Source organism: Pseudomonas sp. C5pp (genome assembly GCF_000814065.1).
GTDB lineage: Bacteria > Pseudomonadota > Gammaproteobacteria > Pseudomonadales > Pseudomonadaceae > Aquipseudomonas > Aquipseudomonas asiatica.
Genome location: NZ_JWLN01000009.1, coordinates 188,187 through 197,705, shown reverse-complemented (window position 1 = coordinate 197,705; position 9,519 = coordinate 188,187). Strand labels below are relative to the sequence as shown.

9 protein-coding genes are annotated in these 9,519 nt (G+C 64.6%); 6 read left to right on the top strand and 3 right to left on the bottom strand.

Annotation, left to right across the window (positions count from 1 at the left end):
• Positions 1–146 precede the first annotated feature (146 nt).
• The 3 genes from RR51_RS09875 to RR51_RS09865 are packed head-to-tail and all read left to right on the top strand — an operon-like array spanning position 147 to position 3,745.
• Positions 147–1,451 carry an MFS transporter gene (locus RR51_RS09875; RefSeq protein ID WP_039613369.1) on the top strand — a complete coding sequence of 435 codons (1,305 nt, stop codon included), beginning with the start codon at positions 147–149 and terminating at the stop codon, positions 1,449–1,451.
• Between the two features lie 30 nt (positions 1,452–1,481).
• Positions 1,482–2,723 (top strand): Zn-dependent hydrolase, encoded by a 1,242-nt coding sequence (locus tag RR51_RS09870; RefSeq protein WP_039613368.1) that lies wholly within the window; start codon positions 1,482–1,484, stop codon positions 2,721–2,723.
• On the top strand, positions 2,723–3,745 hold the full coding sequence (locus tag RR51_RS09865) for a histone deacetylase family protein (protein ID WP_039613367.1): 1,023 nt from the start codon (positions 2,723–2,725) through the stop codon (positions 3,743–3,745). The genes RR51_RS09870 and RR51_RS09865 overlap by 1 nt, the downstream gene beginning before the upstream one ends.
• Positions 3,746–3,867: 122 nt before the next feature.
• Here RR51_RS09865 and RR51_RS09860 read toward each other — a convergent pair whose 3' ends face one another.
• Positions 3,868–5,292 (bottom strand): aminotransferase-like domain-containing protein, encoded by a 1,425-nt coding sequence (locus tag RR51_RS09860; protein ID WP_039613366.1) that lies wholly within the window; start codon positions 5,290–5,292, stop codon positions 3,868–3,870.
• Between the two features lie 197 nt (positions 5,293–5,489).
• On the opposite strand from RR51_RS09860, the gene RR51_RS31760 reads away from it, so the two are divergent.
• The 3 genes from RR51_RS31760 to tam all read left to right on the top strand — a co-directional run bounded on the left by RR51_RS31760 (position 5,490) and on the right by tam (position 7,930).
• A complete protein-coding gene (locus tag RR51_RS31760; RefSeq protein ID WP_023661944.1) occupies positions 5,490–5,615 on the top strand; it encodes a hypothetical protein in 126 nt (41 codons plus the stop codon).
• Positions 5,615–7,024, top strand: coding sequence for an amino acid permease (locus tag RR51_RS09855; RefSeq protein ID WP_013972050.1), 1,410 nt, complete (start codon positions 5,615–5,617; stop codon positions 7,022–7,024). Before RR51_RS31760 ends, RR51_RS09855 begins: the two co-directional genes overlap by 1 nt.
• Before the next feature lie 129 nt (positions 7,025–7,153).
• Complete coding sequence (gene tam / locus RR51_RS09850; protein ID WP_039613365.1) at positions 7,154–7,930, top strand: trans-aconitate 2-methyltransferase; 777 nt, start codon at positions 7,154–7,156, stop codon at positions 7,928–7,930.
• Here the strand turns inward: tam and RR51_RS09845 are convergent.
• Together RR51_RS09845 and RR51_RS09840 are read right to left on the bottom strand one after the other, a co-directional pair.
• Positions 7,920–8,291 (bottom strand): DUF2784 domain-containing protein, encoded by a 372-nt coding sequence (locus RR51_RS09845; RefSeq protein WP_024086770.1) that lies wholly within the window; start codon positions 8,289–8,291, stop codon positions 7,920–7,922. The genes tam and RR51_RS09845 overlap by 11 nt on opposite strands.
• 200 nt (positions 8,292–8,491) lie before the next feature.
• On the bottom strand, positions 8,492–9,361 hold the full coding sequence (locus RR51_RS09840; RefSeq protein ID WP_013972053.1) for a LysR substrate-binding domain-containing protein: 870 nt from the start codon (positions 9,359–9,361) through the stop codon (positions 8,492–8,494).
• Between the last annotated feature and the right edge of the window lie 158 nt (positions 9,362–9,519).

Genomic DNA, 9,519 nt, shown 5'->3' with positions numbered 1-9,519 from the left:
TTTTCACTGCACCCGAGCCCTGTGCAATGCCTGTGGGAGCGGGTTTACCCGCGAAGAAGCTGACACCAGACCAACAGGCCAAGCGCCACAAGAGCGCCCCCGTGCCCCTGACAACTCCTGCCAGAAAAACAAGCAAAGGAGCCCCCATGAAGCCCACCGCTTCCCCCCAGCCACGCCGTGCCGCCGCCGCCGCGTTCATCGGCACCATGATCGAGTGGTACGACTTCTACATCTACGCCACCGCCGCTGCCCTGGTGTTCGGCGCGCTGTTCTTCCCCTCCGACAACAGCCTGTTCAGCACCATGGCCGCGTTCGGCACCTTCGCCGTTGGCTTCTTCGCCCGGCCGCTGGGGGGCATCGTCTTCGGCCACGTGGGCGACCGTATCGGCCGCAAGAAGTCGCTGGTCATCACCTTGCTGATGATGGGCATCGTCACCGTGGGCATCGGCCTGCTGCCGACCTACGCACAAATCGGCGCCAGCGCGCCGGTACTGCTGATCCTGCTGCGCATCGTCCAGGGCATTGCCGTGGGCGGCGAGTGGGGCGGGGCGGTGCTGATGGCCGGTGAGCATGCACCCAAGGGCCGGCGCAACTTCTTCGCTTCGTTCGCCCAGCTGGGCAGCCCGGCGGGCCTGATCCTGTCGCTGCTGGCCTTCGGCGCGGTCACCCGCCTGCCGGAAGAAGACCTGATGAACTGGGGCTGGCGCGTGCCATTCCTGGCCAGCGCGCTGTTGCTGCTGGTGGGCCTGGCGATTCGCCTGGGGGTGAATGAGTCGCCCGAGTTCATCGCCAGCCGCGAGCAGGCGGAAAAGGCCCGGCGCAAGGAGCAGGCCCCGGTATTCGAAGTGCTGCGCACGGCCTGGCGCCCGCTGTTGCTGTGCATCGGTGCCAATACCCTGGGTATTGCCGGGGTCTACTTCACCAACACCTTCATGATCAGCTACACCACCACGCAATTGCACCTGGAGCGCTCCTTGATCCTGGAGTGCCTGTTCTTCGTGGCGATCATCCAGTTCTGCGTGCAGCCGTTGGCCGCCTGGCTATCGGAAAAGATCGGCGCCACCCGCTTCCTGGCCCTGGTCGCGTTGCTGGCGATGGCCTCGCCGTACCCGATGTTCGTGCTGGTCAGCTCGGGCCAGGGCCCGTTGATCGTGCTCGGCATCGCCCTGGCCGCAGCGTGCATGGCGTCGTTCTACGCGGTGATCGCCGGCTATGTCAGCGGCATGTTCGACACCCGCGTGCGCTACACCGCCATATCCCTGGCCTACCAGATCTGCGGCGCCATCGCGGGCGGCCTGACCCCGCTGATCGGTACCTGGCTGGCCCACACCTTCACCGGCCAATGGTGGCCGATGGCGGTGTTCTACACCCTGATCGCCACCATTTCGCTGGTCTGCGTGCTCGCCCTGGCGCGCCAGTACGCCCGCAGCCAGCGCCTGGAACTGGCCTGATCGAACCGCTTTTTTCTGGAGTACCCGCACATGTTGAAAAGCAATGGCGAACGCCTGTGGGCGAGCCTGATGGCCATGGCCGAAATCGGCGCTACCGCCCGTGGCGGCAGCTGCCGCCTGGCCCTGAGCGACGACGACAAAGCTGGCCGTGAACTGTTCAGCCACTGGTGCCGCGAAGCCGGCCTGACGCTGACTGTGGATGCCATCGGCAACCTGTTCGCCCGGCGCGCTGGCAGCGACCCCGATGCAGCGCCAGTGATTATGGGCAGCCACCTCGACACCCAACCTGAGGGCGGCCGTTTCGATGGCGTCTACGGTGTGCTGGCAGGCCTTGAAGTGGTGCGCCGGCTCAATGACCTGAACATCCAGACGCGCAAGCCGCTGGAAATCGCCGTATGGACCAACGAGGAGGGCGCCCGCTTCACCCCGGCCATGTTCGGCTCGGCGGTGTTCACCGGCACCCTGGCACTGGACGAAGCGCTGGCCATCCGCGATGCCGATGGCATCAGCGTCGCCGACGAACTGCAGCGCACCGGTTACGCCGGCCGGCGCCCGTTGGGTGGCCGGGTCGATGCCTATTTCGAGGCCCACATCGAGCAAGGCCCGATCCTTGAAGACAACGCCAAGGCCATCGGCGTGGTCAGCGGCGGGCAGGCTATCCGATGGCTCGACGTCACGGTCGAAGGCATGGCCGCGCACGCCGGTACCACGCCGATGCCACTGCGCAAGGATGCCCTGTATGGCACCGCGCGGATGATCCAGGCAGTCGAGCAACTGGCTGCCGATTTTACCCCTGAAGGCCTGACCACGGTGGGTGAACTGTCCATTGCCAAGTCCTCGCGCAACACCATTCCGGGGCTGCTGCAGTTCACCGTCGACCTGCGTCATCACCGGGATGAAGCCATCGAGGCGATGGAACGCGACCTGACGTTGAAGCTGCAAGCCATCGCCAATCAGCGCGGGTTGCAGGTGCGTATCGAGCGCCACTGGATAAGCCCGGCCACGCCATTCGATGCCGATTGCGTAGCCGCCGTGCAGCAGGCGGTGGATGGCCTGGGCTATGCCCAGCAGTCGATCGTCAGCGGCGCCGGCCACGACGCCATCCTGCTGGCGCGCTACTGCCCGACCGCCATGGTGTTCATCCCCTGTGTCGGCGGCTTGAGCCACAACGAGGCCGAAGACGTGTTGCCCGACGACGCCCGCCAGGGTGCCGATGTACTGCTCAATGCCGTGCTGGCCCGCGCGGGCATTGTCGAACAAGGAGAAGCCTGATGCGTTGCTACTTCCACCCCGAACAACTGCTGCACCACCCACGCAGCTACTACTCGCGCGGCGCCATGCGCACCCCGCAGGAAGTCCCCGAGCGTGCCCAGCGCCTGCTGCAGGCGGCCAAGGATCTGGGCTTCGACATCCGTCAGCCTGAGGACGCCGGCCTCCAACCGCTCAAGGCAGTGCATGGCGAGGCCTACCTGGCCTTCCTCGAAGAGGCCCATGCGCGCTGGAAGGAAGTGCCCGAGGACTGGGGCGACGAGGTCATGTCCAACATCTTCGTGCGTGAACCCAACGCCTTGCGCGGCATTCTCGCCCAGGCCGGGCGCTACCTGGCTGACGGCAGCTGCCCTGTAGGCGAACACACCTGGCGCTCGGCCTATTGGTCTGCGCAAAGCGCAGTGGCCGGTGCCAAGGCCATTCTCGACGGCGAGCCGGCGGCCTATGCCCTGTGCCGGCCGCCAGGCCACCATGCACGCTTCGATGCGGCCGGTGGTTTCTGCTACCTCAACAACGCCGCTGTCGCTGCCCAGGCCTTGCGCAGCCGCTACAGCCGCGTGGCCATCCTCGATACCGACATGCACCACGGGCAGGGGATTCAGGAAATCTTCTACGACCGCCGGGATGTGCTGTATGTGTCGGTGCATGGCGACCCCACCAACTTCTACCCGGGTGTGGCCGGGTTCGCGGACGAGCGTGGCAGCGGTGCGGGGGAGGGGTACAACCTCAACTTGCCGATGGTGCATGGGGCTAGCGAAGCGGACTTCATGGGCCAGCTGGAGATCGCGCTGGCGGCGGTGAAGGATTTTGGCGCCGAGGTGCTGGTGTTGTCGCTGGGGTTCGATATCTACGAACTCGACCCGCAGAGCAAGGTGGCGGTGACGACTGAAGGGTTTGCGGTATTGGGCGAGCGGATTCGGGCGATGCGCTTGCCGTGCCTGATCGTGCAGGAAGGGGGGTATCACCTGGAGAGCCTGGAGGCGAACGCGCAGGCGTTTTTTGCCGACAAGGCGGACTGGCGATAAGGAGGGGCGGGGCTGACAGGTGCTTGCCATGACAGTTTCAGCGCCTGAGAGACCGAGCGCCGCCCGCGCGGCGCTCGGTCTCTCAGGCGCTGAAAGTGTTGTGGCGAACACCCCGCAATCCGTTACATCCCACCCCGCCGCACATGCTTCACCAACACCTTCTCCAGCAACTCCCACATCGCCGGCTCGGTACTGAACGCCACGTTGAACCGCATCCACCCGGTCGCTTTGGCATCGACCATGAACAACTGCCCAGGCCCGAGCATGATGCCTTTCTCCAGCGCATCATCCAGCAACGCCGCGCTGTCCGGAATCGCCGGGTGGCGGGTCCAGATATACATCCCTTCATCCGACTCGATGAACAGCTCGAAGCCCAACCGATGCAGATGCCGGCCAACTTCCTGGTGCGCCTCGGCCAAACGCTGGCGCAGGCGCTTGAGGTGCTTGCGCCAACGCCCGTCGATGATCGCGGCATACACCACGCGCTCCATCACCTGCGAGGTGGTCAGGCCCGAGCGCATCTTAAGGTGCAGCAGCTTCTGCATCAGCTCGGGGTTGGCCAGCATGTAGCCGACCCGCACATTGGGCGAAATGCTCTTGGAGTAGCTGCCCACGTACACCACCTGCTGCAGGTGGTCGAGGCTGGCCAGGCACGGCTGCGGTTCGGCGACCATGTCGGCGTAAAGGTTGTTCTCCACCAGGCGGAAGCCGTGCTGGCTGGCCAGTTGCAGCAGGCGGTGCAGCTGCGGCAGCGGCGTGCGCGAGCAGGTCGGGCTGTGCAGGTGCGGCTGGGTGAAGAACGCAGTGGGGCGGTGATGGGTGAGCAACTGTTCCAGCTGGTTCAGGTCGTAGCCGGCCGGTGTGCGCGGGACGCCGACCAGGGTCGCGCCCTGGGTACGCAGGATGCTCATCAGGTTGGGGTAGCCGGGGTCGTCCACCAGCACCACGTCGCCCGGGCGCACCAGGGTGCGCGCGGCCAGGTCCAGGGCCTGGCTGGCGCCATGGGTAAGCATCAGCTGCGCCGGGTTGGCAACGATCGACAGTTCCTGCTGCAGGTTCTGTGCGGTCAGTGCACGCAGCTCCATCAGGCCCATGGGGTCGCCGTAGCCCGACAGCTCCAGCGGGCTGCCGGCCACCTGGCGCAGGCCGCGGCGCAGGCCGTCTTCATACATCCAGTCGTTGGGCAGCCAGCCGCACCCGGGCTTGAACGGCAATTGGCGGATTTCGAAGATCTGCTGCAGGTACCACTCGGAGTTGAACGTTGGTCGACTGGTGTCGGCCTCGGCGTTGTGCGGGTCGAGCAATTCGCCCGCCGCGCGGTTGACGAAGAACCCCGCATTGCCCCGGCTCACCAGCAGGCCCTGGGCGACCAGACGGTCGTAGGCCTCGACCACGGTGAAGGTACTCACCGAATAGCTCGCGGCAAAGGCGCGGATCGAGGGGACCTTGGCGCCTGGCTTGAGGGTCTGGTTGTCGATCAGCTCGCGCAGCCCGTCGATGATCTGGTTCACCAGCGGGGTCGAGGAGTCTGGATGTAATTCGAACATTTGGGCCTTCAGGTTGCGTATCGCCCGGCGTTTGCAAGGTGTATTGCAAGGGCGACCTGTACAGTGCAGTGCGAGTTTCATGCCACTGTGCATGGCTCTCTGCGTCGGACATTTTTACATTAGGTGTCAGATATCGCCACCTAAAGCATGTTCAGTTCGCCCCAGGCGCCTGCCCTGGGGCGCGTCAGCAGGCCGCCATGGAAGGCCTGCGTGTGTTCGCTCACACCATCCTGCGCGCATTAGCACTGATGTACGTGAAACCGCCAGCCATCGGGGTTTCACAGTTTTCCTTGGATAAAAAGAAGCACGGGGTACACAACTGATGGACGCAACATCCACAACCACCACCGCGAAAAGCGGGCATGAGAGCAAGCTCAGTGCCTCGCTCAAGTCGCGCCACCTGACGATGATGTCGATCGCCGGGGTTATCGGCGGCGCCTTGTTCGTCGGTTCCGGCAGCGTGATTCACAGCGCCGGCCCAGCTGCTGTGCTGGCCTACCTGGCAGGCGGCATCCTGGTGGTACTGATCATGCGCATGCTGGGTGAAATGGCGACTTCCTCGCCAGACACCGGTTCGTTCTCCACCTACGCCGATCGCGCCATCGGCCGTTGGGCCGGTTTCACCATCGGCTGGCTGTACTGGTGGTACTGGGTCATCCTCATGGCCTGGGAAGCTTATGTGGCGGGCAAGATCCTGCATGGTTTCTTCCCCGACGTCAGCGTCAACGTGTTCGTGCTGGCCACGACCCTGTTGCTGATCACCGTCAACTTCTTCAACGTCAAGCACTACGGTGAGTTCGAGTTCTGGTTCGCCTTGATCAAGGTGATCGCGATTGTCTGTTTCCTGATCGTGTGCACCGCTGCCGTGCTGAACATCTGGCAGTTCGGTGAAGTGCGTGGCATCAGCCACCTCACCGCAGAAGGCTTCATGCCCAACGGCATCACCACCGTGATCGGTGCCTTGCTAGGGGTGATGTTCGCCTTCCTCGGTGCGGAAATCGTCACCATCGCCGCTTCCGAAGCCAAGGACCCGGCCGCGCAGATCGTCAAGGCGACCAACTCGGTGGTCTGGCGTGTGTGCCTGTTCTACGTGGGTTCGATCTTCCTGATCGTCTGCCTGGTACCGTGGAACGATCCGCACCTGGGCGTTTCCGGCTATGGCGCCTACCGCCGCACCCTGGAGCTGTTGGGCGTGCCATATGCCGAGCTGCTGATGAACTTCGTGGTGCTGACCTCGGTGAGCAGCTGCCTGATCTCGGGCCACTACACTGCTTCGCGCATGCTGTTCTCCCTGGCCCAGCGTGGCGACGCGCCGTCGTTCTTCAAGATCACCCGCGCCGGCACCGGTGTACCGGTGTACGCGATCATGGGTTCGTGCGCCGTGGCCGTGGTGTGTGCGCTGATCAACTTCAGCGAGACCCTGCGCCCGAAAGACGTGCTGGAAACCCTGATGAACACCACCGGCATGATCGCCCTGCTGGTGTACCTGGTGATTGCTTTCTCGCAGCTGCGCATGCGCCGCAAGCTGGTTGCCGAAGGCAAGGAAGTACGCCTGAAGATGTGGCTGTTCCCATGGCTGACCTACCTGGTGATCGCGTTCATCGTGGCTGCTCTGGTGACCATGGCCTTCATGCCTGACTACCAGATCCTGGTGATTTCCACCGGTATCGCCGCGGCAATCGTGGTGGCGATGGGTGTAGTGCACCAGATCCGTACTGGCAAGCAGCACTAAGCGTCACTCGCTTCTCGAAACGGCCGGCTCCCTGGGGGACCCGGCCGTTTTGCGTTATTGGGCCAGGGGTATATGGCCCCCTGTTACATGGCATATGCTGAACACATTGCCCGCCCAAAGGAGCTTCACATGGCCTGGTCCGCCACCCAGTATTCGCAATTCGAAGACGAGCGTACCCGCGCGGTGCGTGACCTGCTGGCCGCTGTACCGGCACGCCCGGTACGCCACGCCACCGACCTGGGCTGTGGCCCTGGCAATTCCACCGAGGTGCTGCTGCAACGTTACCCGGATGCCCAGGTGACGGCCCTGGACAGCGACCCGGACATGATCGAAAAGGCCCGCGAGCGCAAACGGCTGTGCATCCCCCGCGTGCGCACAGTCATCGCTGACATTGCCGGCTGGTCCGCCCCCGAGCCGCAGGACCTGATCCTGGCCAATGCTTCGTTACAGTGGGTTCCCGACCACGCCTCGCTGTACCCGCACCTGGTGCGCCAGCTGAGCGAAGGTGCCAGCCTGGCCGTGCAGACCCCGGACAACCTCGATGAGCCGGCTCACCGGCAACTGCGCGAAATCGCCAGCCAGGGACCTTGGGCGGCGAAGTTCGCTGATTTCCAGCTGCCGCCACGGCATAGCGCGGCGTTCTACTACGACCTGCTCAGCCCGCTGTGTGCACGGGTGGATGTGTGGCGCACCACTTACCACCACCCGTTGGCCGGTGGCGCAGAAGCCGTGGTGGAATGGTTCAAGGGTTCGGCCTTGCGACCGTACCTGGGGCGGTTGGAGGAGCAGGAGCAGGCGGATTTCCTGCAGATGTACCTGCAAGCGATGCAGCGCGACTACCCGCCGGCCACCGATGGCAAGGTGCTGTTGCCGTTCCCGCGGCTGTTCGTGATCGCTACCCGCTAGGGCGGCGCCAGCGCCAGGCCACGTAGCTGTAGATGCCGAGATTGAGCAGCAGCACGAAAGTGCCCAGCAGCAGCTGGATGTGCGGTGTCAACCCGGCGGGGTAGATCAACGGCCAGATATAGTGTTCGACGAAGCCGCCCTGATAGCCCGCGTCACCAGCCGCGCTGCGCATGCGGTTTTCCCAGGTGGTCAGCGGGCAGCCCAGGTGCAGGCATTCCACCGCCAGGCCCCAGGCCATCGCCGGCAGGTGCAGCAGCAGGGCAGGGCGCCAGCGCAGTACCAGCAGGCCGCCGAACAGCACCAGCAGGATGAAGAGCAGGTGCAACAGGACCAGGGTGTCGGCAGCAAGGCGGTAGAGCATGGGTTGTGTGCCGAGGGTTGAGGTTATCCCAGCATAGTTGGGTTGCCTGTAGCGGCCTCTTCGCGGGTGAACCCGCTCCCACAGGTACTCCACAGAGCTTGAGAGCTGCCTGCATCGGTCTCCCACAGGTACCGTGCCAATCTGAGCCTTAGTGCGGCCCCTGTGGGAGCGGGTTCACCCGCGAAGAGGCCGGCACAGGCTTACAACCCTTCCTCCACCATCTGCAGGAAGGTCGCCACCACCCGCCGCGTGCGCTGCTCGCTCAGGCACACCAGTGTCTCGGTCAGGTGCCGCTGGCAATCGACGATCGGCAACGCGCACACCCGCGCATCCGCACCAAACTCCGCCGCCGACACCACCCCCACACCAATCCCCACCACCACCGCTTCCCGCGCCGCTTCCCGGCCTTCCACCTGGATCGCCGGGCGAATCCGCAGCCCGGCCCGTTGCATTTCTTCTTCCAGCGTCTGCCGCGTCACCGACCCGGGCTCGCGCAGTACCAGCGGCGTATCGTCCAGATCCGCCAGGCTGATCGCGCCGCGGCTGGCCCAGGGGTGCTGGTGCGAGACAAACGCCACCATCGGGTCGCGGCGCAGCGGCAGGCAGTGCAGCCGCTCATCGTCGACATCTCGCCCCAGCAGGGCCAGGTCGGCCTGGTAGCTGAACAGCCGGGCCAGCGACTCGTCGGTGTTGCCGGTCTCGATCTTGACCTGGATGCCCGGGTAGCGCTGGCAGAAGCGGGCGATCTGCGGCAGCACGTGCACCGGCGCGTCCACCGCCAGCACCAGGCTGCCGGTGTGCAGCGCACGCGAATCCTGCAGCAGCTCATGGGCCTCGGCCTCGCAGGCGAACAGGCGCTGGCTGATGCCCAGCAGGCGTTCGCCGAGGTCGGTGAGCTGCACCGAACGCTTGTTGCGGTGGAACAGCAAGACGCCGAAGCGCTCCTCCAGTTTGCGCACTTGGTCCGACACCGCGGGCTGGGTAAGAAACAGCTTTTCGGCGGCGCGGGTAAAGCTGCCGTGCACCGCCACGGCGTGGAAGGCCTTGAGTTGTGCGTGGGAAACCGACATGACGACCTCAGTAACAAGCTGGGCTTATGTGTGAAATACGATAAATCGATTTTATTTATCTTAGCGCAACTGTTTCCATGCATGTCAGCCCGAAGCTGGCTCCACAAGTGCCGGCCAGGGCCATGGCACCCAAACGGCGCCATCTGACCCGATGACAG

Coding starts and splice junctions, on each gene's coding strand:
- RR51_RS09875 (WP_039613369.1), top strand. CDS start 147: ATGAAGCCCACCGCTTCCCCCCAGCCACGCCGTGCCGCCGCCGCCGCG.
- RR51_RS09870 (WP_039613368.1), top strand. CDS start 1,482: ATGTTGAAAAGCAATGGCGAACGCCTGTGGGCGAGCCTGATGGCCATG.
- RR51_RS09865 (WP_039613367.1), top strand. CDS start 2,723: ATGCGTTGCTACTTCCACCCCGAACAACTGCTGCACCACCCACGCAGC.
- RR51_RS09860 (WP_039613366.1), bottom strand. CDS start 5,292: ATGTTCGAATTACATCCAGACTCCTCGACCCCGCTGGTGAACCAGATC.
- RR51_RS31760 (WP_023661944.1), top strand. CDS start 5,490: ATGGAAGGCCTGCGTGTGTTCGCTCACACCATCCTGCGCGCATTAGCA.
- RR51_RS09855 (WP_013972050.1), top strand. CDS start 5,615: ATGGACGCAACATCCACAACCACCACCGCGAAAAGCGGGCATGAGAGC.
- tam (WP_039613365.1), top strand. CDS start 7,154: ATGGCCTGGTCCGCCACCCAGTATTCGCAATTCGAAGACGAGCGTACC.
- RR51_RS09845 (WP_024086770.1), bottom strand. CDS start 8,291: ATGCTCTACCGCCTTGCTGCCGACACCCTGGTCCTGTTGCACCTGCTC.
- RR51_RS09840 (WP_013972053.1), bottom strand. CDS start 9,361: ATGTCGGTTTCCCACGCACAACTCAAGGCCTTCCACGCCGTGGCGGTG.